The organism is Bradyrhizobium elkanii WSM2783 (genome assembly GCF_000472865.1).
In the GTDB taxonomy this organism is placed as follows: domain Bacteria; phylum Pseudomonadota; class Alphaproteobacteria; order Rhizobiales; family Xanthobacteraceae; genus Bradyrhizobium; species Bradyrhizobium elkanii_A.
In genome coordinates, this window is sequence record NZ_AXAP01000067.1 from 1 (window position 1) to 23,647 (window position 23,647).

Consider the following 23,647-nt stretch of genomic DNA (forward strand, 5'->3'; position numbering starts at 1 on the left):
CACCTGGCCGGAGCTCGTTCAAATACCTACGCGGGTCTGGACTCTTTCGTTGACCTGAATGCGCCGACGCCATCCGAATTGCGCGACGATGCTCAATCAGCGCCGGTGCTCGGCCCTGCCGGCTTTGTCGTCGGCGCATCGGGCTCGCTTGTGGAGCTTGAGGATATCGGACCTCTCGTCGGCGAGAATTGGCAGCATGGCTCCCGGCCGGTGCCGGATTTCCTGCTCGATGCCCTGGATAACATCGGCGTCCTGCCGACCCAGTTCAGCGGCCCAAGGCAGGTCTCCATCAACAGTGAGACCTACTCGATCACATTGGGGACGCGAGGACGCCGCGATGCGCAATTCATCCATCATCCTCGCCCTTCCCCCGTCCCAGATGCCCGGACCGGTACGTCAGTTACCGGCGCCTCTTCCGCCGGCCGCAGCGGACGCGTGCTAGGTGCCACGGACTGGCTGTCGAACGAGCATATCCAGCGGGACTATGAGCTCCTGACACAGGAGTTGCAGGAGAGCAATCCGGATCTCGCCGCCCGGACGCAGTTCGTGAATCCCCTGATAGCCCAAATGGTGCGGTCAGACGCGTTCGCGGCACAAGCACTCAATTGGATTGGCCATACAGACGACTTCCTGTTCCTGCCGGTAAACGATGCCGGCGCGAAGATAGAGCAGCGCGGCAGTCACTGGTCGCTGCTGCTGGTTGATCGCAGCGATCGGTCAAGGCCGCCGGTTGCCCATTACTACGATTCTCTGATGGTAGACGATGGGTACGGCTCTCAGGTGGGATATAATGACGGGCCCGCAGCGGAGCTCGCAGAACGGCTGGGGGCCAACCCGCAACGGGCCGCAATGCGCCAGCAGAGCAACACCTATGATTGCGGCGTCTTTGTCGTGGACGGCACCCGGGAGCTGGTCAGGCGATTGGCAACAGGACAGCCGGACCTGCTGAACCTTAAGAACCTCAGGGTCAGTCGGCTGGCCCTGCAAAACCGGCTCAGGAGCTGAGGTCGGCTTGTGTCGATAGAACTGGCTGAAGCGGCTCTCGCCGACACCGGCCAGACCTTGTGTGCGAGGCTGAATCCGACAGTCGAAAGGCAAAGCTGGCGAAGCTGCTGACCAGTCGGCCAAAAGGCTGCGCGGCCCTTTCGAAGGAGGCGAGATTGAACCGGGCCATTCGAGCCTACCGGATGAATCTCGAAGGAATCCTTTCGAAGCACAGGCTGCGGCGGCCGCGCACTTGTGACTGGAAGAAGAATCGCAACCATCCATCTATGCGGAGAGTCAAAGACGCCCTGTCTTGGCACGGTCTGTTCAGCCACCGGCGCAGCCCGCGATGAGCGCGCCCACCGAATAGGCAAGCAGAAGCAGGCTGACAACCACCAGCGACATCATCGCGGCCGGAACAATGATCTGCGCTTCGGCGTGGAAACGATATCGCTCATGCGACCAGTGCCGGCTGCTTGCCGAGCATATCCGGTCTGATGCGGAGAGCGATCCAGAAACGAAGTAAACCCGGCCATCCCTTTCGGCACAGCAGGGCAAGTCGCGTTTGGGTCTCAATTTCGGGAAACCGCGGATATGTCCGCGACAGCCATGGTTACCGTCACGATAGGGAGGGCAACGACGGTTCTATCGCGGCGCGGCCATGCGCCGAAACATTTCTTTCCTCCGGGGATCGGCGGCACGATGAAGCAGAGCGCGACGACCAGGAGCCCGACGAAAGCAACTCCGAAGCCCATGTTGGTCTCTTGCATTCTCCGAGATCGCAGATAGGCCAACAGCCGACAAGCGGGACACGATTACGCCGCCTTGGTGCGTTGGAACCCCGAGCTTGGATTTGTTTGGAATGGCGGGTTTCGCGCCTTGATTGATAGGGCACCTGGCAATGGTGATGACTACTGGATCTAGTCATCTGGAACGTAAGTTCGTCACATTATATGATGGCGCGAATCTCTATAGAGGAGAGCGCTTGTGGCGAATGCAGGTGTGAGAGGCCGGCCAATCGAACCGTTGGTGCTGAGTCTGCAAGAGCGAGCATATTTAGAGAGGCAAGTTCGTCGTCATCGTGTAGCTCGGTCGCTGTCTGAGCGGTGCCGTGCGATCCTGCGGTGTGCAGACGGCTTGCCAAGCAAGTCTGTGGCTGCCGAACTCGGCATCCATGAACACACCGTTGGCAAGTGGCGCCGCCGATTCTTGAGGGATCGCTGTGATGGCTGCTTGACGAAGCTCGCCCCGGCCGCCCTCGAACCATCAACGACGATCAGGTTGCTGAGGTAATCGAGCGGACATTGCGTACGACGCCACCGAGGGTGTCAGAAAGAATGTGTAAGCAGGTTTCTGTGAGTTTACCTTACCGAGGAGACTCACATGACGACCGACACGACGATTACACCTGAACTACTGGATCAACTGCTTGCTAACTATGAGAAGCCTGAAGACCTCACAGGTGCAGACGGGCTTTTCAAGCAGCTGAAGAAGGCGCTGATTGAGCGGGCGCTTGGTGCGGAGCTGAGCGATCATCTTGGCTACGAGAAGGGGGACCCGGCTGGCCGCGGCAGCGGCAATAGCCGTAACGGAACCAGCGCGAAGACAATCCTGACCGAGGACGGCGAGATCGACATAGCTGTGCCACGCGACCGGGCCGGCAGCTTTGAGCCGCTATTGATCGCCAAGGGCCAGACCCGTTTCGACGGCTTTGACGACAAAATCCTGAGCCTCTACGCGCGCGGCATGACGGTGCGTGAGATCCAGGGGCATTTATCTGAACTTTATGGGGCCGAAGTCTCGCCGGATTTGATCAGCCGGGTCGCCGATGGTCTGCCCGCCGGGCTGGTTGGGGTGGCGGACATCCCAGCCCATGCTGTCGCGCAGCAGCCACGGCGCCACCACATCGAGCTTGGTCAGGGTGCCGGTGTTGCGATCCTGGGTGAAGGTGACGCGCTGGATCTTCATCGGCATGTCCAGCATCGCCATCGGCGAATAGACGTGAACGTCATCGCCGGGCTGCCACAACGATCGGCCGTCGCGCAGCCAGCCGTACACTACGATGGTTGCGGTGACGTTGGTGCCGTTGTGCCAGATCGCTTCGTACTTGGCGCGGTTGCAGACTTCCGGCTGCGTCTTCACCGGCTGCTCGGCCGGCGTGATCAATTTGGAGAACATCGAGCCCGACATGCCGGTGACGCTGCATTTCAGCTCGCTGGCCGCGGTGCCGGAATTGTCGTCGCTGGCGGCGTGCTGGCCGATCACCTTGTGCTCGGTATAGACGTGCTCATGGCTGATCACGCATTGGCACGACTTGATGTTGATGCCCTCGATCAGCTCGCTGACGATGGTGCCGGTGTGCTCGCCGATCAAAAGGAAGCTGCCGTGCGCATCCGAGCCCATCACCACGCCGCGCGGGCGCGCGATGCGCTCGAGGAAATCCCAGACCAATTCGCCGGGATTGTTCTGCAATTTCGGGAATGGCGTCAGGTCCGGCGACCCGACTACCTTGATGCCGACGCCGTAGGGCGCGACCACTTCCTGCGCGACCTGGACCACGTTCTTGTCGTCGAAATTCCCGGTCTTGGTGTCGACGCTGGATTTCGCCGCGTTGGCGGTCAGGCTCTTGCCGATCAGCATCACGCCGTGCTGGGTGGCGTCATAGGCCACCTGACGCACTTCGATGAAACCGGTGATCGCGAGCTGGCCGGCGAGCAGGATGGTGCACTGATCATCCGGCTTGAACTGCAATTTCTGCCACAGCGGCACCCTGCCGCGCGCCGTCGTCACCTCGGTGTCGCGCTCGGCCGCGGTGAACTTGAAATGGCTGAAGGCTTCCGCCCAATCGCTCGAAACCTCGACGGTCTCCCAATCTTCGAAGATCAAGCCGGCGACCACCAGCTGCGCGACTTCCTGGGGTCGCGGCATGTGATCTCCTTAAGGTTCGCTCATTGCGACAGCGCCAAGCCCTCGGTCGGGCAGAACGCCGGATGCACGATCTTGTTTTCCTGCCGCACTTCATCGGCGCGCGAGGCGTCGTCATAGAGCCGATAGGACAGCATCAGCGATGGCAGCACCGCGGCGAACTGGTAGCGCAGCATGCGCGGCAACGGGCGCGCGGTCTCGACCAGATGATTGGTGATCGCCGCCTGCAGCCGGATCAACGCCTGATAGGTCATCGAATCCATATCGTCGGCCGCGATCTCCTCGGCCTCGGCGAAGGGCTGCGCCATCTCGTTCTTGATCAGCGCGACGCTCTGCCGGCTGACGAACTCCATCCGGGCGATGATCGCGGCCTCGGTGGCGAGGCAAAACCGCACACTGGCGTTCTTGACCAGGATGCCGCCCAACGTCGCGGTGGTCTCGGCATCAAGCTGGCGCCGCACGCTCTCGATCTGCTGCAGCGTGGACCCGGCGAGCCGGGCGTCGTCAAAGCAGGCATCGAGCGATGGCCCGATGTCGTCATGGATCAACAGCTTCAAGGCATTGGCGCGGGTGTCGCCGATCGTGGTGCGGGCCCCTGCGAGCCGGCGCGGCCCTTCGGCGGCACGGTCGCGATCAGGTTGGCCAGCATGCGGTCGACGATGCCGGCGGCTTCGATGGCGTCCTGCCGCTTCATGCGTTGACCCCGGCCGGCGGATTAGCCAGCACGCGCTGCGCCTGGTTGCGCAGGTTTTGGCTCTCATTGAGCAATTTGCCAGCGGTATCGATGGCTGGCGTCCAGGTCTGCGGATCGAGGCCTTGCTCTTGAAAGGTGATATCGAACACGCAATAGCCGCCGAGCTTTTCTTCCTCCGTAATCCGATAGCGCGGGCACACCACGATCTGGTCGCCCAAGGTCGGCAAGCGCAGCCGGCCCGGGCCTTCCTCCTCCAGCGCCGCGATCAAACGATTGCGCGCCAGCTGGTAGTCGCGGCGATACAGGATGTCGTTGGCGGCGTCGTCATAGGGATAGACCATGCAATAGGCGCGGATCGAAAACGTGCGCGCGACGCGGCCCATGTCCTCGGCGTAGGGCAATTCCTTTTTCGGAAACACGTGTTCGACGATGCTGCGGCCGCCTTCCCGGCTGTTGACCTCGCAATGGAAACGCGCGTTGCGGAATGACGCCGGCATATAGCGGTTGCGCCACGCCGTTGGCAGATCGAAGATCGTCGCCATCGATCATTCCTAGATGTTCATCGGTTCTTCGTTGGTCGCCGAGCGCTTGGCCGGCTCCATCTGGGTCTGCCGGTTGACCTCGACTTCCTTGAACAGTCCGCCGCCCTCGGCGCCGACTTTGGTGCCCTTCGGCGCGTTGACGTCGACGCTGATCTTGCCGGTGCCCTCGACCTTGGTGGCGTTGGCCTGTGCGCGATCGACTTGGGCGCGATCGGCGATGGCCTGCTGATTACGTGCCGCGAAGGCCGCGCTCGCACCGGTCGAAAATTCAACGCCGCGCCGCCGGCCTTCCCAATAGTTGTAAACCTCGCTCGATCCTGGCACCGCGACGCGACCGGGCAGATGGGTGCCGGGATCGCCCTCCATGCCTTGGTTGGTGCGGCCTTGGATCAGGTTGCTGCCACCGCCGACCGCCGCCACCTGTTTGTCGAATTCTCGCTGCTGCGCCGGGCTGATCGATTTGGCGCCCATGCCCGGCTTGTTCATCGCGTAGAAGCGGCTGTTCAGTTCATCCTTGAGGGTGTAGCCGGGCACTTTTTGCCGGATCATCGAGACCCGGTTGTACAGCGCCTCGACCGTGGCGGCGCCGCCGCCCTCATAGGCCTGCAGTTGCGACAGCTTGGCCTTGACTGCCGGATCGTTCAGCTCGGCCATCAACGGCGCGCGCTGCTCTTGCAGGTATCCGCCGCCACCCTTGCCCCCGGCTGGCGTATCGCCCGCGCGTTGGCCTCCGCCCGGGCCTGCGGTCTGACCGTTGTTGGCGACTTGGCTGCGATCCCAATCCGGACGGCGCGCTGTAATTTGCGAGGCTGAACGCCATTGCGTCGACACGCCGCCTTGTCCGGACGCGGTGCCGCCTTGGTTGCCGCCGAGCATTTCGTACTCCAGTTCACCGGTTCGCGGATTCTTTCGCGTTGAACCGGTAAGAAAACCGACATGGCCGCCGGTCTGGCCGGCGCTGCGGCCCCGCGCCAATATGCCGATGTCGCCCGGCTGCACGTTTCCCGGTTTGACCGCCGAGCCGTAATTTAGAAAACTCGTTGCAACCAGCGAGCCGGAGCCCTTCATGCCGGCCTTCGCAAGATTGGAATTGACGAATGCCGCGCACCACGCCGTGGTTGCCGGATTAACCTTGATGCCGTTCTCGCGGAAGAAACCGCTCAGTTTGGTCTGATCGCGGATTTCATCTTCGCCGAGATGTTGCCGCGCGAAGGCCAGCGCCTGCGCCGGACCGGCCTCGCCGTTGCCGGAGGCCTGATTGCCGGCGGGTGAAATGCCGCCGCCGACGTCGCTGCCATTGGGCGCGCCGCCGGCACCGCCACCCGGGAATGCAGCCGCGCCACCGCTCTCGCCGCCGCCGGCTCCGCTGGTGTAACCACCGCCACCGGCCCCGCCACCACCGCCGCCCCATGCACCGCCGCCGCCGCCGAACATCGGCGCGCCACCTTGGGTTCGCCCCAATCCGCCGCCCGGCGAATAGGCCGCCTGCTGCACCATGCCGGCGAAGCCGCCGCCACCGCCGCCGCCTTGGAACGACATCGGTTGATAGCCCGGCAACTGTTTTTTGATGGCTTCATCGATCTTGCCGGTCAGTTGCTCGGTCGCCTTGGTGTTGTCCTCAACCGGCTTGTTCGGCTTGTTGGTCCAGTAGTCGTTCCAGCGCTCCAGGTAGCTCTTGTCTTCCTCTTTCCTGCCCGGCTGTTGCGGCAACAGCTCCGGCTTGGTGGCCCCCTCAATGCTGCTCGGCGTGTTGTACCCGCGCTTGAACACATCGCTGTTGCCGATCCGGATGAAAAGCTGTTCAAGCGATTCGAAGCTGGAAAGGATCGCCGACGTCACCTTGTTGGCGTTCTCCAGCGCGGTGGTGAGCGGCCCGACCTTCAAGGTGTTGATAATGTCGCTTATGCGGCTCCACTTGCCTTCGAACAAATTCAGCTGCTTGTCGAATTCCGTGCCGAGCCGCAACCTGCGCTCCTCGGCGTCGTACCATTCCTTGGATTTCTCGGTGATCGTCGGCGACATCAAGAACGTGGCGGGCGCGCTCTTGACCGCGACGCAGGGCTACATCCGCAACATGTGCTGGCTGATGAACCCGCAGCAGGTTCTGTCCGCTGGGCTGACCCCGGCTCCGGGTGTGGGCACGTTCCCGTTCCAGGCCGAGGTTAGCCAAGGCAGGCTCGCGGGCTATGCCATCATCGACTCCGGCACGGTGCCGATGGGGACCATCATCGCGCTCGACGCGGCCGACTTCGTCACCGTGGGCGGCGAGGCTCCCCGCTTCGAGATCAGCGATCAGGCGACGCTGCACATGGAGGACACCAACCCGCAGCCGATCGTGGGTGGTGCCGATCCGGGCACGCCGGCCAACCCGGTGCGCTCGCTGTGGCAGACCGACAGCCTGGCGCTGCGGCTGATCCTGCCGGTCAACTGGACGCTGCGGCGTCCGGGCATGGTCGCGTGGGTGCAAGGCGTGACGTGGTGACCGCCATGGCTGACAGCGACAAGAAAGACCCGCCGCTCCCGGCGGGTCAGAATCTTGCGGAAGGGTCGAAGCCTACCCCGACGCAGGAAGAGAACGATCTCGCTGCGATGGGCGAGCACGTCATCGAGAAAGAGCCGGACGGCAGCCCGCTCGATCCCGGGGTGCCGTATCCGCCGGATTTGCCGAATCCGCCCGAGCCAAGCGTGCCGGTCATCGAGAGCATTTCCCCGACCACCGGCCCGCTTCCCGACGTCACCCTGCAGGTCGATGGCTCGTTCGGGCCTGATGCGGTGATCGTGTTCGACGGCGCGCCGCAGACAACCACGCTGGTCGCCTCGACCCGGCTGACGACTTCGATCGTCGGCTTTGCCGGTGCGGCTGGCAGCTACGGCGTGCTCGTGCGCGACGCGGCCGGTGACAGCAACGTCGTGCAGTTCACTTTCACCGAACCGGTGGAAGGCGCTGCCGCCGCTGGCCGGCGGCGGCGATAACCAGAGGAGATCAGGTCATGACTGATGCGAAAGAAGCGGCCAAGAGGGCCTACGACCGCGAGCATGAGCAAAGCGAAAAGACCCGCGCCGAGGGCAAGGAGAAACTGTCGAAAGGCAAGCCGACCCCGACGCAGGAGGAGAACGACCGCACCAAGATGGGCGAGTACATCCAGGAGCACGAGGAGGACGGCAGCGGACCCGATCCGCATGCGCCGAAGCCGGAGCAGAACAACCACAAGACCCGGCACATGGAAGCGGGACAACGCGACCGGAACTATCAGACCAGAACGAGCTGATGGGTGCTTGGGACCTCCTGTCGCGCATCGCAAGCCGGATCATCAAAAGGCGAAGGCGACTATCGTCCCGGTCCATGGCATTTGCCGGTCACTGGCGGCTGGCTGCCTGTCGGTGTCGGCGAAAACTGGAATTGGTGGCAGCTCGGGTACAGCCCGATCAGCCTGTCGCGGTCTGCGATGGTCGAGGCGTGCGTCTCGGCCTATTCGCAGACGGTCGCCATGTGCCCCGGCGACCATTGGCGGCTCAATGACGAGGGCGGGCGCGACCGGGTCAAGACCTCCGCGCTCGCCCGCATCCTGCGACATCCCAACGACTACCAGACGATCAGCGATTTTCTGCTGAACACGACGCGCTCGCTCTACACCGAGGGCAACGCCTATGCGCTGGCGCTCAGGAATGACCGTTACGAGATCGATGAACTGCACCTGATGAATCCGGCGCAGTCGCATCCGCGTCTCGCCTACAACGGCGAGATTTTCTATGCGCTCCACGGCAATGACGTCATCGCCAAGCGCCTGGGCGGAGAAGCCGGTCTCTTGGTGCCACAGCGCGACGTGCTCCACATCAGGCTGCACACCAATAGTCGCGCGCCGACGCCGCTGGTCGGCGAGTCCCCCATCGTTGCCGCCTATGAGGACGTCGGCGTCGGCGCCGCGATCTCGCGCCAGCAGGCGGCGTTCTATCTCAACGAGGCGCGCCCGAGCGCCGTGCTGTCGACCGATCTGGTGCTCGACAAGGATCAGGTCCAGGCGCTGCGCGACCGCTGGAACGATCAGGCCAAGAACCTGCATCAGGGCGGCACCCCGATCCTGACGGCGGGACTCAAAGTGCAGCCGTGGTCGGTCGGTGGTCGCGATGCTGCAACGGCGGAAATCCTCAAGCTCTCGAATGAGCACATCGCGCTGGCGTTTCGCGTGCCGCTGCAAATCCTCGGCATTGGCGGCACCAACTACGCCTCCACCGAGCTTTTGATGCAGAGCTGGATCGCCATGGGGTTGGGCTTTGCGCTCAACCACATCGAGGAAGCATTCGGGCTGCTGTTCGGCCTCAAGGGCCAGCCCGACGAATACGTCGAATTCGATACCGCCGCGCTGTTGCGCTCGGCGCTCAAGGACCGGATCGAGGCGCTCGCGCGTGGCGTCCAGGGCGGCATCTATGCGCCCAACGAGGCCCGCGCGCAGGAAGGCCTCGACGCCGTCGACTTCGGCGATGAGCCGCGGGTGCAGCAGCAGGTCGTTCCGCTGTCCGCCGCTGGCGCCATCCCGGCCGCGCCGGGACCGCAGGCGCCGCCATCCGCTCCGCCAGCACCAGCTGCGCCGCGCGATCGAGCTGCACGCGTGCGCGCTGCTGCTCGTGCACAACCATCCGTCGGGTGACCCGTCGCCGTCGGGCGCCGATATCGCCATGACGAAACAGATCGTCGAGACGGCCAAGCCGCTCGGCATCGCCGTGCACGATCACATCGTGATCGGCCGCGACGGTCACGCCAGCCTGCGCCAGCTCAACTTGATGGCCTAACCGGAGGACCGACCATGTCCCGTTTGATCTGCCGCGACCCGTTCGCCCGCACCGAGCTGCACCGCGACAACGCCGGAGCCGGCGAATGCCAATGGTGCGGCACCACGCGCCAGCTGTTCCGCTAGTTCACCGAAACCGACGGCGGCCGGCGCCTCGACCATCCCGGCCGGTTCTGCAGCAAGAGCTGCTTTTGTGCCTTTCACGAATGAGCACGCGCAACATCGTCACCCATGCCCGGCAGCGAAAGCTTACCGGGCTTGAGGCGTCAGAAGGGGCCGCGATCCTGCGGCCTCGGCTCAAGGGCAAATGGATACCCGGAGACAAGATGACCTACATCACCGAAACCGAAGAACACGGCCGCAAGCGCTGCAGCATCGATCTGCCGCGCTTTGCCGCCGACATCGCCAAAGCGCTGGGCGGCAAGCTGCTGCCTGCTGGCGACTATCCGAACGAACAGCAGCAGATCCTGGTCGGGACCGACCGGCTGGACCTGCACGCCAACACCCACACGCGCCGGGTCAAGGCCTACGCCAACGCGCCCGAGATCGCGTGGGGCGACTGGTCGACCTATGACAAGGCCCAGGCGACCGAAAGCGCCTCGATCAATCCGGACGGCCGCAGCCTCGCTGCGATTGCGAACGACCTCAAAAAGCGGGTCCTTGATGCAAATCAAGCGCCGCTCGCGGCACGGCGCGCCTATGCCAAGGCGCAGCGCGAGAACCGCGCAAGCATCGTCAAGAATGCCGACGCCCTGAAGGAAGCGCATCCGACGCTGGACATTCGCGTGAACGAACGTGAGCAGACGGCGCAAATCTATTCCGGCGCTTCCGGCCACTACATCGCGGCGCGCATGAGCCATTCCGGCGAGGTATCGATCGATCGCCTTGGCAGCGTGTCGGCGGAAACCTTCGGCCGGATATTGGCCGTCCTCGACGCCGTCAAGCGAGGCTGATCATGCGAGAGCAAATCATCATCAGATCGAACGGCACGAATCCGCAGCACTCACAACCCGAAGGGAAAATTGAAATGACCACCAAGAAGACGACCACGCCGAAGCGAGCATGGACGCTTGCGCGCCTGACCAAGCTTTACAAAAACCTAGTTCAAGAATTCGGCCCGCGCGCCGTCTGGACGCACCAGACCAAGCCCGGTCGCGGTCTCGACGCCTACTATGCCGAATTCTGCGAGAACTTCGGCGCGGAGATCGGCGCGAGCAAGGACGCGGTGCAACTGCAAATCTCATTCACCGAATTGTTTGCGTCGCGCACCTGGGCACCACGGCAGACCCACTATGCCGTCATCAACTTGGCCGCCGCATGGGAGGCGGGATTCATCAAGACGACCGATTTTCCCGCCATGACGGTGCAGCGGTCCGTCACCAACTGGCCAGAACCGCATTCCATCTCGAACCCGAACGTTGGGCGGAGCTGCAGGCGGCGAGCACCGCTCGCATGGGCGAAGACCAATAACGGCTGATCGGAGAAAAACCAGATGACCGACAAAATCACCAAGATCAAAGAGCTGGTCGAGATGCGCGACCAGGGGCTGATCAGCCAAGACGAATTCGAGAAGCTGCGCGCCGAAGTGATCGCGATGCCGGCGATGGGCAGCACCGGCCAGCCCTTTAGCTTGCCGTCACAGCCGCAACGCTTTGAGACTGTATTTCGCAACCCTCAAACCGGCGCGGTTGTCAGGATCAACAAGGGGTCGGCGTTCTGGCTGACGTTCTTCTTCGGCTGCTTTTATCTGGCCTACAAAGAAGTCTGGTTGCACGCCGGCATCGCGTTGCTACTGGCGCTGCTCACCTCTGGCCTCATGTGGCCAGTCTATGCCTTCTTCGCCTATCGCATCATCGTCGATAGTTATCGGCGTAAGGGCTGGATCGAACTCGACACGCCGCCTGTGCCCTTCAATCCTTCCTATGGCGAACAGGTCGAAGCCATCCGGACCGCTATTGCGGAAGGCCGTGATCCCCGGCAACCGCCGCCGCCGAGGCAATGACGATGTGGAAACTGTTCGCCACCGTGCTTGCGCTCACCGATACCGGCTCGGTCTCGATCACATCGATCGCGACCGACTTCGCCAACCGCGAGGCCTGCAAGGCCGCGGCGCGCGATCTGTACCCGCCGATCATCGAGCGCGAGCTGCAGGGGCACCGGCTTTCGATCCGGGCCGCTGCCGAATGCCGGACGGACGGACCGCCACCGCCGCCGCCTCCGTTCCCCAATCCGTTCAGAGAATTCATGCGATGACCCTGACAATCTGCACTGCGCGTTACGAGCGCGAGCACGGCCAGAAACCGCAGGGGCGCGGTTACTGGCGTTTCCTGCTGATCTCCGCCGCCGTCACCGTGGCCGACCACTTCGTGAACTGCAACACCGAGACGGACTACCATCAGGCCTTGAAGCGGGCGACCGACGTCGCGGCCTTGCGCCGCCACGTCCATAGCATCGTGGTGCTGCCATGAACGACGAGATCGCGCGCCTGCGAGCGCGGATCGCCCGGCTGACCCAGCTGCTGGCGCAGCTCGACCAGCACACGCTGCTGACCAACCGCTTGCGAGAGCCGGATGGCGGCCACACCATCATCATCCATCACGATCAAAGGACGACACTGCAATGAAAGAGCCGATGACACGCCAACAAGCAATTGATCGGTTCAAACGCCTCGTCGATCAATACGGTGTCCGATGGACGGCATCGGTCCCGGCGGCGGCTCATATTGAACTGGCGGAAATCAACAAGGTGCTACGGAGGCTGACCGACGTCAGGCCGTGCTGGAGATACGAAGATGACGACGAAAATCCTTCTGGCAGCTATTGCGCTCGCCGCGCTAACCAGCGACGGCTCGGCGCAACAGCGCAGCTATTACGACTCCTCGGGGCGAAGTGTCGGGCGCTCGGCGACCGACAGCCAGGGCACGACGACGTTCTACGACGCCGCTGGCAGCGTTACCGGTCGCGCATCCAGGAGCGGCAACACGACGAGGATCTATGACTCGCGTGGTCGCACTGTCGGACGATCCACAGGCGGCGCGGCTCGCTGAAATGGGAGCCAGCTGATGTGCGCTTTGACCGCCAGGGCGTTGCGCCCTATCCTTGTCGAGCCAATGCAAGACGAAGGATTCGACATGACCAACGAGCCCGCGATGACCCCTGAGCGCTTCCGTGAAGCGCTCGATCTGCTGCAGACCAGCCAGAACGGTTTCGCGCGTTTCCTCAATGTCGACCCGCGCACCATCCGCCGCTACGCCTCTGGCGAGCTGCCGGAGCCGACCAATATCGCCATCCTGATCGAACTCATGATCCAGTTCGACGTCACCCCGGAGCGGGCCTACCGGCTCGCCGGACTCAAACCATTGGACCCTGAACCATGAACGCTCCCGTCACCATCAACCCCGACGGCGTTTCGGTCGCAGGCTGCAGCATCATCTATGCCCCGCGCGGACAGGCGGGCGAATATTCACCGCTCGCCACCAATCCGTATCGCGGCTGCGGCCACGGCTGCGCCTATTGCTACGTGCCCGACGTCCTCAAGATGACCCGGAAGGAATTCGACGAGGGCGCCAACCCGCGTCCGGGTTTCCTCGACAAGCTGCGGAAGGACGCGGCGAAATACAAGGCCGCGCGCCTGACCGGGCAGGTCATGCTGTCGTTCACCACCGACCCGTATCACCCAGGCGACAACACGCTGACGCGCTCGACGCTCCAGGCCCTGATCGAGCACGGCCTCGGCATCTGCACCTTGACCAAGGGCGGCACGCGAAGCCTGCGCGACCTCGACCTGTTCCGGGCCAAGCGCGACGCCTTCGCCTCGACCTTGACCAGCCTCGACGACCGGTTCTCGAAAAAATGGGAGCGCAACGCCGCGCCGCCGGAGGATCGTCTCGCCGCGCTCAAGCGGTTTCACGCTGCGGGCATCTTCACCTGGGCTAGCCTGGAGCCGACCCTGGACGTCGAATCCTCGCTCGCCATCGTCAAGAAGACGCACCGTTTTGTCGACCTGTTCAAGGTCGGCCGCGTCAACTACCTGCCGATGACCAAGACCACCGACTGGCAAGACTACACGCTGCGCATGATCGAGCTGTTGAACAAGCTCGGCGCCGCGCATTACATCAAGAAAGACCTGCAGAAATTTCTTCCCGACGGCTATCCGAACCCGCCGCGGGTGCCGCAGCACCACTGACGCCGGTCAGCACCAAGCCGATGTAAAGCACCTGCGCCGCCGATTTGCCCGCTGCCTGCCAGCGGCGGTCGACGGTGCAGCCAATGCGCTGCGCAAAGCCTGCAATCGCGCGCTCGATGATCTCGTCCCGCCAGCGTGCCATCCCGACAGCCGTCCCGTTAGCCCCGCCGCAGCTCCGAGCGCCTTCGGCAGTCCGCCTTGCTTCAGATTGATCATGCTGCCTTCGGTCAGCACCACGCCGAGGCGCTCGCCTGCAGCAACCTTGCGCCGCGCCGCGACGATCAGCATCTGCTCCCAGGGCGAGCCGAACGCGTCGAAGTCGAAGATCGAGAACGGCGCCAGATCGATCGCGCGCAGCACCCGCCGGTTGTCGGCGACATAGGCGCAGCGCTCATCGCGAAACCATTTCTGATCGCAGCCGACATAGCCGGCGGCTTGGCGCCAGACCTCGCGATACATCTCGCCCGAGCCCGCGAACGCATCGAAGACCTCGACGTCGCGGCCGACGGCCTCAAGCACGTTGCGCCTGATCAGGACCTTGGCCGGCTTGCCATGGCGATGGTTCGTCACCTTGGCGACGTTCTGCAAGCCAGCGGACCAGCGCGGCATTACGGCTCCAGCCCGATGGTGCCAAGCTCGACCTCGACGGCGGGCATGTCGGCCATCATTTTCGTCAGCCGCTGCAGCGCCGCGGCCTGATCCTGGAGCGGGCCGCGCACGGAGATCCAGAACCGGTCGTGAATCTCACCGGTCAGAATCTCGGCAACCAGTGGGGCGGCTTCTTCAACCAGAAGGCCCTGCAGCTCGTCGGGACTGAAACCCAGATCGTCGATCATCTCGCCGGCTGACCGCAGCGTCTCGATCTCGGCGCGCAGCATCGCCTCATCCCATTTCGAATTGAGCGCGATGCGATTGTCCGCCAGCGCCAGCGCGCGGCACTGCGCTTCGGAAAGGCCCGCCAGCTCGATGACCGGCGCCTCCAGCAGGCCAAGCTTGCGCGCGGCCAGGTACCTGCCTTCGCCCGCGATGATGGTGCTGTCCTTATCGACCAGCAGCGGGTTGAGGAATCCGAAGCGGCTGATCGAGCGCGCGATCTCGGCGATCTGATCGTCGCTGTGCAGCCGCGCGTTACGCGGATTGAGCCTGAGCGCTCCGAGCGGCCGATACTCGATCTTGATGCGGTTGTGCTCGGTCATGGCTCCGGCCAAAAAAGAACCGACCTCTTACGAGATCGGTTCGAAGTCAGGTGTAACCACGACCAATGCCCAAGCCAAAAGCCGGGAGGCTCGAAAGGCTTACGGGCAAGCGTCACGGTGATTTCAACGATGGAAGCGCGGCATCGGTCAATCGGAGATTTTGCGAGAGCCAGTCGGTCCAGTCGAGCTTTGGATTTCGCTCGCGTTCACGCTTGAAGCGCGACGTCAGCTCTCGGCGCGCAACATCAGGCAGCGTCCGGTACTGGCTCACGATCTTTTGTCTGTTTTCGCGGAGAAGCCGCCGGGCAAGGCTACGGTTTGACACCGCCACACCGTTTGCCGATCTGGGGCGGGCGATCCCTCGCGTGGCATCGTCGGCGAGGATCGCGCTCGCAAGACGTTCAAGCTTTTGCTGGCGTTTCGTCATCGGCGCGCACCTCACCCCGCAGGGGCGCGGGCGAAGAGGACCCCTGTTTGTCAAGCTTGTCAACGTCATTCCTGTTGGAGGCGTTCGGAAGCCGCGGAAACACACGGCGCTCCAAATCTGTCCGCGTGCTGTTTACACCTTGCAAAATCAATTGCTTGATCGCCTCGTTTCGCAGCCGCGCCCGCGCGGCATGATAGCTCATGCTGATGCCGGTGCCCTTCGCCCGGAGCCGCCATTGGCGGTAAGCGGCATTGAACCACGCTAGTTCACCGCGCCCATTCGCGTCGCTGATTCGACGCTCAATCTCGGCGATGGCATCCCGAACGCGCGCTATCGCCGCGTTGTGGCCCGTCAGGCTGATGCCACGCTCGACGGCAGCCTTGACGATCAGCCGCGCCGCATCTTCGCCGCGCACGAGCAGGCGGACCTTATCGACATGCGGCAACACGCGGTTGACCTCGCTTGCCAGCGCCTGGGCGCGCGCTCGATCGCGAACCCAATAGGCGCAGCTGATGTCCCAATCCGGCCATTTGCGCTGCAGCGCCGTCAGGCTCTTGCCGAGATCGCGCGTCACCGCGACGACGCACGGCTCGCCCCTCGGCGCTGTCGCGATGTAGACCGCCACCACGCCGAAGGCGATGAAATAGCCGCGCTCGGCGCCGCGCGGGAGATCGAACTCAATGACCATTGAGGCGAGCCTGCAAATCGAGATCGCACCGCGCGGTATCGAGCGCCTCGATGAACCAATCGTAAACCTCATCGGGCGCGCCGTTGAGCGGCAGAGCGGCACAGATCGCGAGCGCGTTCAACACGGTGAAACTGTTGATCGGATCGGGGCCGCGCTTGTCCTGCGCGTCCTGGAGATAATCGCGAATGATCGGAGCCAGCTGCCGCAACAGGCCGTTGAATTCCTCCCTGTCGATTTCGGCTTCCCTCATCGTTTGCCTCCGCCTGCCCATGCGGCGGATCGGCTCGGCGACCATCCGCCCCGGCCGTCGCGATAGAGCCGCGTCGTGGTGTGCGCGTTGCAATCGACCAGATCGAAATAGGCAATGTCGGTGCGATCGTGAAACACCATCAGCTCGATTTCCTTGCTGACGTCGCCCCGGTGCCACGTCTCCAGCGCCAGCTCGCCGTGATTCTTCGCCTCCGCGGGGCGGTTGGCGTAATAGGCCCGTATCCGCCAATCCTCTGCCATCAGAACACCGGCACGAATGCGGTGCCCAGACCGCGCGCGATGACCTCGCATCCCTTGTCGTGACGATCGCGCCAGGTGTCGGCGTAGCCGCATTGCGCCGCGACCCATCCGGCGTCGCGCTCCAGCGAATGCGCCAACGCGACCATGTTGACCGCGCGCATCAGCCAGTCCGCCTGACCGAGGAAGCGCGCGGGCCAATAGACCGCCGCCTCCATCCGCGTGACGTCGCTGTAGCTCGGCAACAGCCGGGCGCGGTTCTGCATGCGCTGCGTCTTCTCCAGCTCGCCTTGCTCGTGCTGTGCGAGAAGATCCTCGAATTCGTAGGCGTAGGAAGGCCAGGCGCCGCAGTAGCCCTGGACCGCGCGCATCGGCAGCATGCGCAGCGTTCGCATCGCTTCCGACAGCCGCTTGCCGACATGCGGTCCGCTCCAGACCGACGGCGCGATGTCCTCCATCTCGATGTCCTCCAGCGGGTTGAACTTGAGATCGTCGTGCCTGATCAGGCTGAGCATTGCTTATCTCCCCCGATCTGCCGCCGCATATCGACGACCAGCTTATCCAATCCATCAAGCGCAGCTTCACGGTTAGGTGCGAGCGTCCGGATAGCCGTGACGATCATGGTGGCGCAGCACGCCGTTAGGCTGAACAGTTTTTCCTCGGTGCTGAACTGATTGAGGCCCTCAATCCGGTGCGGCGGTCCAAGCGGCATATCGAGCAAAAGCGCCATCAGCATTGCGCGTTCGTGGTCAATGGCGGCTTGTTCATCGCAATTCACTGTCGTCCTCCATGGTCGCGGCTGTATGGGTCGATTTCCGTTTCTGCTTCAGCTCGCACACACCAAAACGCCCAACACCGATATCGTAGTCGAGGGCAAACTTGGTGGCATATCCGAGTTCGTCAAACCGCGCCTTTTTGTGATGCAGTTCGACGTAGGTCTCGCGCTCGCCCTTGTCGTTGAACAAGCGTGGGCGATGCACGACGAATCTCTGGTCGACCATGTTGTCCCAATGCTTTGAACCAGCGATGTGCTCAAGCTCCGGCGGCTCGCTGCGTCGCATGGTTTCCATCTTGGCAGGGTGCGCCAGGATTTGGACGTGGACATTGAAGTCGGTCGCGAAGTTGTAAAGCTCGCGCAGGCACCGGCCGATGTAATCGGTCTCGCTCTCGCGCGGCTCGCGGCTTGCCTCAAGCCGATTCCAAGGATCGACCTGGAGGATGTTGGCCTTGTACCGAACGACGGCGGTCTCCGCCTGTTGAAGCAACCATGCCAGCGTCGGTCGCCGTTCCGGATGAATCAGAAACAGGTAGTGATCATTGATCCATCGGTCGGCCGCCGCGATATCCGGTCCGGTCAAGATCGACTCCAGTTTCCGCGAATGCAACGTCCGCAGCTGGCGGCGGATGTGCGGCTTGGCCCGCGTCTCGAAACTCGCAACGCATGCCAAAAGACCATAGGCCTGGACGATGTTGTACCAGATTTGACCGAACAGCAGCGTCTTGCCCATACCGGGATGACCGGTCGTCACCGAGAGCGTTCCGGCGGCGAACATGCACTTGCGGCCCCAGTTGAACCCCGGGTCCCACGTCGTCATCGGCGCAGGCTCCGGAATTTCGGCCATCCGAAACAGACCCTCGGCTGGCCACGGCGTCGAGCCGTCGACGACAAGGTCATGCACCGCCTTGGCGCCATCGGTCCGCAGATGATCGTTTGCGTCTTTCGAACCTTCAGGCCAGTCGATGAAATAGAACTTCGCGGTGCCGAACAATTGCGCCATGGTCGAGCGCAATTCGAGGCCGGCCTTGTCCTGGTCGCCGCACCAGATGAAACGCTTGGCGCGATTCAAACCGGCCGCGAGCGCATCCCGAACATACTGCTGATCTCCGCTCGCCGACGGAGCGCCGAGAACCTGATCGGCTGCGATGCTGCACTCGACCAACGCGCAAACGTCCAGCTCGCCCTCAACGATGTAAACGTCGGTGAGGGGACCATCGAGCACAGCTGCCAGATTCCAGAACGTCGGGCTGGTGCCCTGCTTCTGCGTGAACGCCTTGGCTGGATAGGAACGCGCCTTCCAGCCGTCGGGATAGCGGAAGAACAGCGCCTCCGATTTGGATTGTAGGTCAGGGAAGAATGCCGTTCCGGATGCGACGGGCAGCTTCGCCAAAGTCTCTTGGCTTATCTTGCGCACGGCCCTGGCCCATTCGACGGCGCTGGGTGCCAGCGTCCGATGCGAACCCGTGAAATCCACAGTGGTGACAGTTGAAGATGATCCCATGACTGTCGTCCGCTCGCTTTACCGATAGACATTTCTGCGACTGGTGGTGCTTCCGTTTGTGGCTACAAACCGGGCATCGAAAGACGCCCGGTCTAGTGGCGTTGGTCCGAGCTAGGATCTGGAAATTCGTCTGCGGGCTGTTCTCCATTTGCTCTTGCCTCCCTTCGCAATCGCGCTCGTTCGTAGGCCGCATCGCTTCTCGCTTTCATCCTGGCGCGCTCATCGTGCGCGTCGAGGATCGCTTGAGTGGCGTATTTGTAACCGGGCGCCGGCGATGATCCGGCCGGCGGCTTTGTGCTCGACTTGAGCGCGTTTTCGGAATTCTTGCGCCGCAGCCAGCGCAGCAGCGTTTCCTTACGGGAGGCTTCCTTGGTGTCGAGCAGCCATGACCGGCACGCGTGACGCACCAGGCCGCGAACGTTTTTGATGAAGGGCAGCTCGGCATCGAGGGCGGCGAATTCCTCGGCGTCGATCAGGACCGATCCGTCGTCGGACAGAAAGTCGAAGTTCCCGAGAACGCGGCGCTCACCAGAGTCGGATTGCGATCCTGCTGATGATTCAGAATCTTTCTTACTACCATCATTAAAAGAAGAATCTTCTCTTATATGGTTTTGGTTTTGGTTGGATATGCGAACAGGCGGATCGAGCAAATGCTCGGGTGATGCGCCCGCATCTGCCGCATTGTTATTTTCCAATGAGTTAGCATCAGAGTGTGAGAACGCATTCGTTCTCGCTGAGAGAACACTTTTTCTTCTCGCTGAGCGAGAAACACTGGCGGGGTTGGAACCCCACCGGGACTGCGCGGCGTCAGCCGCTTTTTGTTGCCGTTTGTGCACTTGCTCCCGAACCTCATCGAGCCTTTTCTGCCGCCATCGACCATCTGAGAGTGTCCAAAACGCCATGACCCGCGGCCTTATGCGGGGCCAGTTATTCGGCGAGACGCGCGCAAACCGGGCTAGCTCGCTATCATCGTCGGGCAGGTCGTTATGCGGTCGCCGCCATGCCGTCATGAGCAGCAGCAGATAGGCTCCGGTTTCAGCGGCGCTGAGGTGCATCGTGTCCGAGAGGAAGGCATCGGTCCAAAGCGGCAGCGCGGGAAATTCGGCCATTACGCAATCCTCCGGCGAAAGAGCGGCGACGTTTGTACGGCGAGCCTCGGCTCAAGCAGCGATGCCTGGTAATGCCAGAGCGCGAGCGCATCAGCGGCGTTGTCATCGGCCGGTGCCCAACCGAGCCGATGACATGCATCGATGGTAAGGACCTTCGCCTCTTTGCGTTTGATCCGGTTGGTGCCGAGGAAATGCGCCCGCACGTCGGAGACGCGCGCCTCGCGCACATCGTAGCCACGCCCATAGGTTGCTTCCTCGACGACGACGCAAAGCCCGATCAGCACGCGGATCATGTCGGCGCTGGTGCGGCCTGACATGTGCTGCGGCGTCATCGGCGCTTCGAACACGATCAGCTTGACGTCGGATTCGGTCGCGAGGAAATCGTTCAGCCACTGCCTGCAGCCGGAGAACACAGCGCCCATGCTGGCGCCTTCGCGGGCAAAGCGCACCGAGCCAGAGCGCGGCGTCAAATCGGAGGGATAGCCGCAGGCCCAGCCGGAACGGCTGGCGAGATCGAGCGCGAGGATGCGCGGCGAATAGGTCATTGGACTTCCGCCCTATCGAAGAAGGCGGGTTCCAGTGGCGGCGTGATCGGATTTTGTGTTGACCATCTGAACCACTTACAAACCCAGCCAACGAGTCCGGCCTCGCTGACGTTGACGTTCACATCGCCGCGCTGCGCCTCAAATTCTTTCCAGACTTGGACTTTGTGAATCGGAAAGCTGTTCGGCACCCCCCACAAGTAGACGACGCAAAAACCAACCTTCACCAACGAGCTATGGCTTCTCAATTGCCCGCTCGTCATTTCCCGGTCGGGCACCGTCGTCTCGAACAGGAGATGATGGCCGTACCTCTCGACGTAGCCGTGCTTTTGGACGATGCCCTCGTCATCCAGCAGACCATCAAGGTCGGCAACCCGGATGGCCGTGCCGTTGAAGCACGGTTTCAAAAAATCCCAATCCCAAAGGGCCGCACAGTATTTCACCGGGTCTCGGATCATGCGGCTGCTCCCTCGTCAGCCTCATTCCCCCAAGCGCTCCAACCCGGTCGTGCAACGCCCCGCCGATTCAGTTCGATCTTGGGAACGGTCGGGAAATACTACTCGATCATCTCAAGAAAGATTTCGGGCTTTGCGGAATGTTCACCGCCACGGGGCGCGTCGATCACAGAGTCCCACTGCGTGCCGAGCGCGGGGCATGGCGGACTACCCTTTGTCCCGATCAGAAGCACTTCGTGAACGCTTCGATTCCAGTATCCAAGGCCCAGGGTTGGTTTGCGCCAGATGTAGTGCGAAGCGTATTCAAAACCCCAAGCTCGCAAGACCTCGATTGCAACATCGAGGTGCTGATTGGTGGACCAGAGAAACAGCACACAGTCATCCGCGGCAATGTCCCCGACCGGGCGCTGCTTGATGTTCTCAATGTCGCTGGTCGTGTAGACGCGGGATGCGTGACGATTCATCCCGGTCTGTTCTGAGTACACTTCGTCGTGCCATTCCGGGTCGGCGAGGATGACGCCAAATTTGGCGTCCGGGAGCGCGGCGATCTTTGCACCAAGCCGTTGCTCCTTATCCGCGCGCCTCGCCTGCGTCGTGGCAATGTCGGTGGTGCGCCGGTCTACAATCTTTGCAGCTTGCGCGCCGCTGATTTCGGGGGGTGCCGGATTTCCGGCAGCTATCTTCTCGGAGGCTTTGGTTTCCTTGGAGTTTTTTTTCGCGACTGCCGGTTTTCCGGCAACGTCCTCATCAATCGTGGACGGATTCACCCCGAGCATCTTCGCAATGCTGCGGTTCGACGTGTCCGGTTGCAGCGCCTTGATCTTCGCCACCATCTTCTTGCGCTCGGCCGCGGCGGCGGTGAGCGTGTCGAGTTTAATGCTGGCGATGAATTTGCTGACATTATCGAAGCCATCACCGATCAGTTTCCAGCGGTCAGCTTCAAGCAATGACTCCAGTTCCTGAAACGCACGTTCCAGCGTGTAACCGGCAACATGGATGCCGGTGGTCAGACGGCCGAAGGCTTGGTTGGCTTGGGCGGTGTCATCCATGGCCGCCCCCATTACTGATACGTCGCGGGGCGGCTTTCAGCGGCGGCGGCCGATGCGGCGCGCCAGAGCGGCAGGTCCTTGACGCCCTCGGCGACCGCGAGCATAGCCAGCACTTGCTGCTGGTCGGCCTCCAGTTCCTCGTAAATCTCGCGGTTCTTCTGCTCGTTGTCGCGGATCTTCACCAGCGAGCGCAATTCCTTGGTCGGAACGCCGCGCGCCTTGGCTTCCTTGTAAACGTTGCTGATCGACTCGCGGATGTTGCGGCACCGCGCCATCGACGAGCCGCGCTCGGAAAGCAAATCGGATTTGTAGCCGTCAATCTTCGCCAGGATTTCCTGCACGAGCTGCGGATCGAAGTCGTTCGCGACTGCTGCTGCCTTGGCCATCGTCTATCCCTGTTGTGATTTGCTGGGCCTCGGCGAGCTTGGGATGTGCTGCGCGGGCCTCGCGTGTTGGCATCAGGGACTCCGGCTATGGTTGAAGTAGGCGAGATAGTGCGCTTGGCACCACGACGCGCCCTTGAGGTGCCGCGCGCCGCAGCGCATGCGAAGACCGTCCGCGCCGCGCTGATCGAGCACGGCGTGACAATGGAAGTCGCGCGCCTTAAGGTAGGAGACCGGCCGCGCCGGTTCGGTCCGGCTCGACAGCGCCTTTGTCCTGGTTTGAAACGCCGTTCGCGCCTTCATGGTGACCGGCCATCCATTCGCGCGTTGCAGCTTCATGCGAACGACCTTGCCGATGACCGCATTGCGAGATCGATGCATCGCCGCAGCGATCACAGACGCCGAATTGCCTGCGCCCCACATCCTTTGCAGGACCGAGACGGCCTCAGAATCCCATGTCGATGTGGCTGGATTGACCATCTGGTGTCATCGTCATGAGCACGATCGATGGTCGTTTTAATTGTCACCAAACGCGACGCGTGTCCATGTTTACACTTGTTCGCCGTTGTTCGATGTCCAGAGAGTTTGTAGCTGCGACGGTTTGACTGCCTCATAAAATATGCAGGCGAACACGCATTAATCCCAGAGGTTGCATCGTGTCCGGAAACTTCATGCGCTGACGTTCGAGCCTGTTGACAACTTGGTTTCGTGAGCGTGGAATCGCAGCACGATTTAGGGCGGTGAGAGCACCAACAGACACGCCCAGCTAACCACGACGGCGTTACTGTTCGCGACCTTTAGCGGGCGGCCCGTATCGGTTCCTCAGACTGGACTTCATTCGCCTTGTCCTCGGCGCGAGGGCGAGGAACGCCCGACGATTGCGCGGGAGGATGGG

32 protein-coding genes and 4 pseudogenes are annotated in these 23,647 nt (G+C 62.5%); 17 read left to right on the plus strand and 19 right to left on the minus strand.

The genetic code is table 11. From position 1 onward, the window contains the following. The 3 pseudogenes from YY7_RS62230 to YY7_RS63730 form a co-directional block, all read left to right on the plus strand. Positions 1 to 1,005 (plus strand): annotated as a pseudogene (locus tag YY7_RS62230) (Ulp1 family isopeptidase); the annotation flags it as partial. Positions 1,006 to 1,971: 966 nt separating this feature from the next. Beyond that, a pseudogene (locus YY7_RS58920) lies at positions 1,972 to 2,306 on the plus strand (helix-turn-helix domain-containing protein); the annotation flags it as partial. Positions 2,307 to 2,367: 61 nt separating this feature from the next. After that, a pseudogene (locus YY7_RS63730) lies at positions 2,368 to 2,820 on the plus strand (transposase); the annotation flags it as partial. On the opposite strand, the gene YY7_RS63735 reads toward YY7_RS63730, so the two are convergent. The 5 genes from YY7_RS63735 to YY7_RS57005 are packed head-to-tail and all read right to left on the minus strand — an operon-like array spanning position 2,758 to position 7,167. After that, positions 2,758 to 3,912: a phage baseplate assembly protein gene (locus YY7_RS63735; protein WP_028167558.1), complete on the minus strand. Its 1,155-nt coding sequence runs from the start codon at positions 3,910 to 3,912 to the stop codon at positions 2,758 to 2,760. The pseudogene YY7_RS63730 and the gene YY7_RS63735 sit on opposite strands and share 63 nt — an antisense overlap. Before the next feature lie 20 nt (positions 3,913 to 3,932). Beyond that, positions 3,933 to 4,466, minus strand: coding sequence for a hypothetical protein (locus YY7_RS0136685; protein ID WP_028167559.1), 534 nt, complete (start codon positions 4,464 to 4,466; stop codon positions 3,933 to 3,935). Next, a complete protein-coding gene (locus YY7_RS60965) occupies positions 4,463 to 4,603 on the minus strand; it encodes a hypothetical protein (RefSeq protein WP_155255459.1) in 141 nt (46 codons plus the stop codon). Before YY7_RS60965 ends, YY7_RS0136685 begins: the two co-directional genes overlap by 4 nt. Beyond that, positions 4,600 to 5,145, minus strand: coding sequence for a DNA circularization N-terminal domain-containing protein (locus YY7_RS0136695; protein ID WP_028167560.1), 546 nt, complete (start codon positions 5,143 to 5,145; stop codon positions 4,600 to 4,602). The genes YY7_RS60965 and YY7_RS0136695 overlap by 4 nt, the downstream gene beginning before the upstream one ends. 9 nt (positions 5,146 to 5,154) lie before the next feature. Continuing rightward, the gene (locus tag YY7_RS57005; RefSeq protein WP_051397106.1) at positions 5,155 to 7,167 is read right to left on the minus strand and encodes a hypothetical protein; all 2,013 of its coding nucleotides are present in this window, start codon (positions 7,165 to 7,167) and stop codon (positions 5,155 to 5,157) included. Here YY7_RS57005 and YY7_RS0136710 point away from each other — a divergent pair. The 14 genes and pseudogenes from YY7_RS0136710 to YY7_RS57010 all read left to right on the plus strand — a co-directional run bounded on the left by YY7_RS0136710 (position 7,151) and on the right by YY7_RS57010 (position 14,117). Beyond that, positions 7,151 to 7,627 (plus strand): hypothetical protein, encoded by a 477-nt coding sequence (locus YY7_RS0136710; RefSeq protein WP_028167561.1) that lies wholly within the window; start codon positions 7,151 to 7,153, stop codon positions 7,625 to 7,627. The genes YY7_RS57005 and YY7_RS0136710 overlap by 17 nt on opposite strands. A gap of 5 nt (positions 7,628 to 7,632) precedes the next feature. Beyond that, the gene (locus YY7_RS0136715) at positions 7,633 to 8,118 is read left to right on the plus strand and encodes a hypothetical protein (protein WP_155255460.1); all 486 of its coding nucleotides are present in this window, start codon (positions 7,633 to 7,635) and stop codon (positions 8,116 to 8,118) included. 17 nt (positions 8,119 to 8,135) lie between these two features. Next, the gene (locus tag YY7_RS0136720; RefSeq protein ID WP_028167563.1) at positions 8,136 to 8,414 is read left to right on the plus strand and encodes a hypothetical protein; all 279 of its coding nucleotides are present in this window, start codon (positions 8,136 to 8,138) and stop codon (positions 8,412 to 8,414) included. 3 nt (positions 8,415 to 8,417) lie between these two features. Further along, positions 8,418 to 9,791 carry a phage portal protein gene (locus tag YY7_RS63740; protein ID WP_155255461.1) on the plus strand — a complete coding sequence of 458 codons (1,374 nt, stop codon included), beginning with the start codon at positions 8,418 to 8,420 and terminating at the stop codon, positions 9,789 to 9,791. Beyond that, a pseudogene (locus tag YY7_RS63745) lies at positions 9,727 to 9,933 on the plus strand (JAB domain-containing protein); the annotation flags it as partial. The gene YY7_RS63740 and the pseudogene YY7_RS63745, both read left to right, overlap by 65 nt. A 205-nt stretch (positions 9,934 to 10,138) precedes the next feature. After that, entirely contained in the window at positions 10,139 to 10,885 is a 747-nt protein-coding gene (locus tag YY7_RS0136740; protein WP_028167564.1) for a hypothetical protein, read from the plus strand. A 74-nt stretch (positions 10,886 to 10,959) separates the two neighbouring features. After that, entirely contained in the window at positions 10,960 to 11,409 is a 450-nt protein-coding gene (locus tag YY7_RS0136745) for a hypothetical protein (RefSeq protein WP_028167565.1), read from the plus strand. Positions 11,410 to 11,424: 15 nt separating this feature from the next. Next, a complete protein-coding gene (locus YY7_RS53925) occupies positions 11,425 to 11,934 on the plus strand; it encodes an SHOCT domain-containing protein (RefSeq protein ID WP_035691820.1) in 510 nt (169 codons plus the stop codon). 2 nt (positions 11,935 to 11,936) lie between these two features. Beyond that, positions 11,937 to 12,185, plus strand: a complete 249-nt coding sequence (locus YY7_RS0136755; protein ID WP_035691821.1) for a hypothetical protein — start codon at positions 11,937 to 11,939, stop codon at positions 12,183 to 12,185. Next, positions 12,182 to 12,400 carry a hypothetical protein gene (locus tag YY7_RS0136760; protein WP_028167567.1) on the plus strand — a complete coding sequence of 73 codons (219 nt, stop codon included), beginning with the start codon at positions 12,182 to 12,184 and terminating at the stop codon, positions 12,398 to 12,400. Before YY7_RS0136755 ends, YY7_RS0136760 begins: the two co-directional genes overlap by 4 nt. After that, on the plus strand, positions 12,397 to 12,555 hold the full coding sequence (locus YY7_RS60970; RefSeq protein WP_155255462.1) for a hypothetical protein: 159 nt from the start codon (positions 12,397 to 12,399) through the stop codon (positions 12,553 to 12,555). Before YY7_RS0136760 ends, YY7_RS60970 begins: the two co-directional genes overlap by 4 nt. A gap of 168 nt (positions 12,556 to 12,723) precedes the next feature. Next, positions 12,724 to 12,978, plus strand: coding sequence for a hypothetical protein (locus YY7_RS60975; protein WP_155255463.1), 255 nt, complete (start codon positions 12,724 to 12,726; stop codon positions 12,976 to 12,978). A gap of 84 nt (positions 12,979 to 13,062) precedes the next feature. After that, a complete protein-coding gene (locus tag YY7_RS53930; protein ID WP_155255464.1) occupies positions 13,063 to 13,308 on the plus strand; it encodes a helix-turn-helix transcriptional regulator in 246 nt (81 codons plus the stop codon). Beyond that, on the plus strand, positions 13,305 to 14,117 hold the full coding sequence (locus tag YY7_RS57010) for a radical SAM protein (RefSeq protein ID WP_028167569.1): 813 nt from the start codon (positions 13,305 to 13,307) through the stop codon (positions 14,115 to 14,117). Before YY7_RS53930 ends, YY7_RS57010 begins: the two co-directional genes overlap by 4 nt. Before the next feature lie 6 nt (positions 14,118 to 14,123). On the opposite strand, the gene YY7_RS0136785 is transcribed toward YY7_RS57010, so the two are convergent. The 14 genes from YY7_RS0136785 to YY7_RS0136855 all read right to left on the minus strand — a co-directional run bounded on the left by YY7_RS0136785 (position 14,124) and on the right by YY7_RS0136855 (position 23,232). Beyond that, entirely contained in the window at positions 14,124 to 14,726 is a 603-nt protein-coding gene (locus tag YY7_RS0136785; protein WP_028167570.1) for a hypothetical protein, read from the minus strand. Then, positions 14,726 to 15,313, minus strand: a complete 588-nt coding sequence (locus YY7_RS53940; protein WP_051397108.1) for a ParB/Srx family N-terminal domain-containing protein — start codon at positions 15,311 to 15,313, stop codon at positions 14,726 to 14,728. The genes YY7_RS0136785 and YY7_RS53940 overlap by 1 nt, the downstream gene beginning before the upstream one ends. A gap of 401 nt (positions 15,314 to 15,714) precedes the next feature. Further along, on the minus strand, positions 15,715 to 16,428 hold the full coding sequence (locus tag YY7_RS0136800; RefSeq protein ID WP_028167572.1) for a hypothetical protein: 714 nt from the start codon (positions 16,426 to 16,428) through the stop codon (positions 15,715 to 15,717). Further along, positions 16,418 to 16,678 (minus strand): hypothetical protein, encoded by a 261-nt coding sequence (locus YY7_RS0136805; protein WP_028167573.1) that lies wholly within the window; start codon positions 16,676 to 16,678, stop codon positions 16,418 to 16,420. The genes YY7_RS0136800 and YY7_RS0136805 overlap by 11 nt, the downstream gene beginning before the upstream one ends. Next, positions 16,675 to 16,938, minus strand: coding sequence for a hypothetical protein (locus YY7_RS0136810; RefSeq protein ID WP_028167574.1), 264 nt, complete (start codon positions 16,936 to 16,938; stop codon positions 16,675 to 16,677). Before YY7_RS0136810 ends, YY7_RS0136805 begins: the two co-directional genes overlap by 4 nt. Beyond that, positions 16,938 to 17,450 (minus strand): hypothetical protein, encoded by a 513-nt coding sequence (locus tag YY7_RS0136815; RefSeq protein WP_028167575.1) that lies wholly within the window; start codon positions 17,448 to 17,450, stop codon positions 16,938 to 16,940. Before YY7_RS0136815 ends, YY7_RS0136810 begins: the two co-directional genes overlap by 1 nt. Next, complete coding sequence (locus tag YY7_RS0136820; RefSeq protein ID WP_155255465.1) at positions 17,438 to 17,713, minus strand: hypothetical protein; 276 nt, start codon at positions 17,711 to 17,713, stop codon at positions 17,438 to 17,440. The genes YY7_RS0136815 and YY7_RS0136820 overlap by 13 nt, the downstream gene beginning before the upstream one ends. Next, positions 17,700 to 19,214, minus strand: coding sequence for a DnaB-like helicase C-terminal domain-containing protein (locus YY7_RS0136825; protein WP_080664003.1), 1,515 nt, complete (start codon positions 19,212 to 19,214; stop codon positions 17,700 to 17,702). Before YY7_RS0136825 ends, YY7_RS0136820 begins: the two co-directional genes overlap by 14 nt. Positions 19,215 to 19,306: 92 nt before the next feature. Then, positions 19,307 to 20,323 carry a DUF1376 domain-containing protein gene (locus tag YY7_RS58935; protein ID WP_028167578.1) on the minus strand — a complete coding sequence of 339 codons (1,017 nt, stop codon included), beginning with the start codon at positions 20,321 to 20,323 and terminating at the stop codon, positions 19,307 to 19,309. Beyond that, positions 20,323 to 20,868, minus strand: a complete 546-nt coding sequence (locus YY7_RS53950; protein WP_051397109.1) for a hypothetical protein — start codon at positions 20,866 to 20,868, stop codon at positions 20,323 to 20,325. The genes YY7_RS58935 and YY7_RS53950 overlap by 1 nt, the downstream gene beginning before the upstream one ends. After that, positions 20,865 to 21,323 carry a hypothetical protein gene (locus tag YY7_RS0136840; protein WP_028167579.1) on the minus strand — a complete coding sequence of 153 codons (459 nt, stop codon included), beginning with the start codon at positions 21,321 to 21,323 and terminating at the stop codon, positions 20,865 to 20,867. Before YY7_RS0136840 ends, YY7_RS53950 begins: the two co-directional genes overlap by 4 nt. A 98-nt stretch (positions 21,324 to 21,421) precedes the next feature. Beyond that, positions 21,422 to 22,369, minus strand: coding sequence for an MT-A70 family methyltransferase (locus YY7_RS57015; protein WP_196237380.1), 948 nt, complete (start codon positions 22,367 to 22,369; stop codon positions 21,422 to 21,424). An 11-nt stretch (positions 22,370 to 22,380) separates the two neighbouring features. Continuing rightward, positions 22,381 to 22,755, minus strand: a complete 375-nt coding sequence (locus YY7_RS0136850; RefSeq protein WP_028167580.1) for a GapR family DNA-binding domain-containing protein — start codon at positions 22,753 to 22,755, stop codon at positions 22,381 to 22,383. A 72-nt stretch (positions 22,756 to 22,827) separates the two neighbouring features. Further along, positions 22,828 to 23,232, minus strand: a complete 405-nt coding sequence (locus tag YY7_RS0136855; protein WP_028167581.1) for a GcrA family cell cycle regulator — start codon at positions 23,230 to 23,232, stop codon at positions 22,828 to 22,830. Between the last annotated feature and the right edge of the window lie 415 nt (positions 23,233 to 23,647).

What these genes read in the sequence shown, in the direction of transcription:
- YY7_RS63735 (WP_028167558.1), bottom strand. Translation starts at nt 3,912, where the DNA reads ATGCCGCGACCCCAGGAAGTCGCGCAGCTGGTGGTCGCCGGCTTGATC.
- YY7_RS60965 (WP_155255459.1), bottom strand. Translation starts at nt 4,603, where the DNA reads ATGAAGCGGCAGGACGCCATCGAAGCCGCCGGCATCGTCGACCGCATG.
- YY7_RS0136695 (WP_028167560.1), bottom strand. Translation starts at nt 5,145, where the DNA reads ATGGCGACGATCTTCGATCTGCCAACGGCGTGGCGCAACCGCTATATG.
- YY7_RS57005 (WP_051397106.1), bottom strand. Translation starts at nt 7,167, where the DNA reads ATGTCGCCGACGATCACCGAGAAATCCAAGGAATGGTACGACGCCGAG.
- YY7_RS0136715 (WP_155255460.1), top strand. Translation starts at nt 7,633, where the DNA reads ATGGCTGACAGCGACAAGAAAGACCCGCCGCTCCCGGCGGGTCAGAAT.
- YY7_RS0136720 (WP_028167563.1), top strand. Translation starts at nt 8,136, where the DNA reads ATGACTGATGCGAAAGAAGCGGCCAAGAGGGCCTACGACCGCGAGCAT.
- YY7_RS0136740 (WP_028167564.1), top strand. Translation starts at nt 10,139, where the DNA reads ATGAGCACGCGCAACATCGTCACCCATGCCCGGCAGCGAAAGCTTACC.
- YY7_RS0136745 (WP_028167565.1), top strand. Translation starts at nt 10,960, where the DNA reads ATGACCACCAAGAAGACGACCACGCCGAAGCGAGCATGGACGCTTGCG.
- YY7_RS53925 (WP_035691820.1), top strand. Translation starts at nt 11,425, where the DNA reads ATGACCGACAAAATCACCAAGATCAAAGAGCTGGTCGAGATGCGCGAC.
- YY7_RS0136755 (WP_035691821.1), top strand. Translation starts at nt 11,937, where the DNA reads ATGTGGAAACTGTTCGCCACCGTGCTTGCGCTCACCGATACCGGCTCG.
- YY7_RS0136760 (WP_028167567.1), top strand. Translation starts at nt 12,182, where the DNA reads ATGACCCTGACAATCTGCACTGCGCGTTACGAGCGCGAGCACGGCCAG.
- YY7_RS60970 (WP_155255462.1), top strand. Translation starts at nt 12,397, where the DNA reads ATGAACGACGAGATCGCGCGCCTGCGAGCGCGGATCGCCCGGCTGACC.
- YY7_RS60975 (WP_155255463.1), top strand. Translation starts at nt 12,724, where the DNA reads ATGACGACGAAAATCCTTCTGGCAGCTATTGCGCTCGCCGCGCTAACC.
- YY7_RS53930 (WP_155255464.1), top strand. Translation starts at nt 13,063, where the DNA reads ATGACCAACGAGCCCGCGATGACCCCTGAGCGCTTCCGTGAAGCGCTC.
- YY7_RS57010 (WP_028167569.1), top strand. Translation starts at nt 13,305, where the DNA reads ATGAACGCTCCCGTCACCATCAACCCCGACGGCGTTTCGGTCGCAGGC.
- YY7_RS0136785 (WP_028167570.1), bottom strand. Translation starts at nt 14,726, where the DNA reads ATGCCGCGCTGGTCCGCTGGCTTGCAGAACGTCGCCAAGGTGACGAAC.
- YY7_RS53940 (WP_051397108.1), bottom strand. Translation starts at nt 15,313, where the DNA reads ATGACCGAGCACAACCGCATCAAGATCGAGTATCGGCCGCTCGGAGCG.
- YY7_RS0136800 (WP_028167572.1), bottom strand. Translation starts at nt 16,428, where the DNA reads ATGGTCATTGAGTTCGATCTCCCGCGCGGCGCCGAGCGCGGCTATTTC.
- YY7_RS0136805 (WP_028167573.1), bottom strand. Translation starts at nt 16,678, where the DNA reads ATGAGGGAAGCCGAAATCGACAGGGAGGAATTCAACGGCCTGTTGCGG.
- YY7_RS0136810 (WP_028167574.1), bottom strand. Translation starts at nt 16,938, where the DNA reads ATGGCAGAGGATTGGCGGATACGGGCCTATTACGCCAACCGCCCCGCG.
- YY7_RS0136815 (WP_028167575.1), bottom strand. Translation starts at nt 17,450, where the DNA reads ATGCTCAGCCTGATCAGGCACGACGATCTCAAGTTCAACCCGCTGGAG.
- YY7_RS0136825 (WP_080664003.1), bottom strand. Translation starts at nt 19,214, where the DNA reads ATGGGATCATCTTCAACTGTCACCACTGTGGATTTCACGGGTTCGCAT.
- YY7_RS58935 (WP_028167578.1), bottom strand. Translation starts at nt 20,323, where the DNA reads ATGGCCGAATTTCCCGCGCTGCCGCTTTGGACCGATGCCTTCCTCTCG.
- YY7_RS53950 (WP_051397109.1), bottom strand. Translation starts at nt 20,868, where the DNA reads ATGACCTATTCGCCGCGCATCCTCGCGCTCGATCTCGCCAGCCGTTCC.
- YY7_RS0136840 (WP_028167579.1), bottom strand. Translation starts at nt 21,323, where the DNA reads ATGATCCGAGACCCGGTGAAATACTGTGCGGCCCTTTGGGATTGGGAT.
- YY7_RS57015 (WP_196237380.1), bottom strand. Translation starts at nt 22,369, where the DNA reads ATGGATGACACCGCCCAAGCCAACCAAGCCTTCGGCCGTCTGACCACC.
- YY7_RS0136850 (WP_028167580.1), bottom strand. Translation starts at nt 22,755, where the DNA reads ATGGCCAAGGCAGCAGCAGTCGCGAACGACTTCGATCCGCAGCTCGTG.
- YY7_RS0136855 (WP_028167581.1), bottom strand. Translation starts at nt 23,232, where the DNA reads ATGGTCAATCCAGCCACATCGACATGGGATTCTGAGGCCGTCTCGGTC.